The sequence below is a fragment of the Microbulbifer sp. TYP-18 genome (assembly GCF_040932045.1).
GTDB lineage: Bacteria > Pseudomonadota > Gammaproteobacteria > Pseudomonadales > Cellvibrionaceae > Microbulbifer.
Genome location: NZ_JBFRBC010000087.1, coordinates 1 through 1,181, shown reverse-complemented (window position 1 = coordinate 1,181; position 1,181 = coordinate 1). Strand labels below are relative to the sequence as shown.

General features: G+C 46.9%; 1 protein-coding gene. It reads left to right on the top strand.

The window, feature by feature from the left end:
* Window positions 1-1,181: hypothetical protein (locus ABVT36_RS19040; RefSeq protein ID WP_368457973.1), on the top strand; the 1,181-nt coding region annotated here is incomplete at both ends.

Below are 1,181 nucleotides of genomic sequence, written 5' to 3'. Positions count from 1 at the left end.
ACCCGACCGGCGCAAAATGCGTATGCACTCGCCTCCACTACCAATCAGCGTGTAGAAAATACGCAAACGGAAAGTGTGAGTGGCAGTGCCATTACGAATTCGTTTACCCGTGCACCTGTACAACCGTACACCTATGCGAACACGGCCATTATTGCGGAGCAGTTTACGGATACAGATCAACGCACGCTGAGCATTGTCACCCCATTGACAGCAAGTGGTCCGGAACACCCATATGTAACCTCCACTACTAGTAGTACAAAGCTTGAGCCCGGAGCATTTACCCCACGGACCGCTGATCCAGATACTTTTTCAGACAAGTTTTCGCATTGGCAACTCAATGTAACGGTAACTCGCACTGATGGTAGTTTGCCAAGCGGATATGATGGAACCTTTTCTTATAGGTATATATTTCCCGATGTTAATTGGCCTTGGGATGGTAGTGTAGATCTTACAGATCATTACGGAGATAACCTCCCTGATGGGAGCTACACAGTAGAAGTGTTGGCTGAAGAAGTTAGAGGAATATATGCCCCTCCTATTCTACCTGGCGGAAGTTGGGAGTTGTTAAGGAATGAGGTCAGGTCTACCTATACAGAAGCAAAAGATTTCTATGTTGGCAAAAAACTCGAGTATGAGGAAACGACGACAATAACTTGGCCACTGTCCACTCAGCCGCAAGGAACTGCTGTAGTTTTTAAATATCGCAGTTCAGGTACTGGCTCTTGGAGTGAAGTGTCGCCGGTGCAGAATGGCGTGAATCACCAGGCAACACTAGAGCTACTGGAGAGCGGTGACTATGAGTACTTGATAGAGTATCTCGATGGTGGCGAAACAACTAAAGTAGTTAAAGCCGCTACTGGGATTTTTGTGGTCAATAAAACTGGTAATACCACCGACAGCAGTTCTTCCACTGCGAACTTTAGTTTTTCCTCCACTAAATATGTTGAGGTGGGCGATGCATCCAGTATTTTCGGGTATTTTTCTGAAGGTGTAGCATCCTCTGTCTCCCGCGCCGATATTGTTGTCCGCGATAAATTGACTGGGGATGTAGTTTCCACTGCTTCCTCTTATCCCGCGGATTACCTGGCCTGGCTTAAAACGGAAAACCCCACTAATTATACCTATAACGGCAATCTCAATCTCTCCGAGGACTTTGTCCGTCACCGCTTTAACACCAGCCA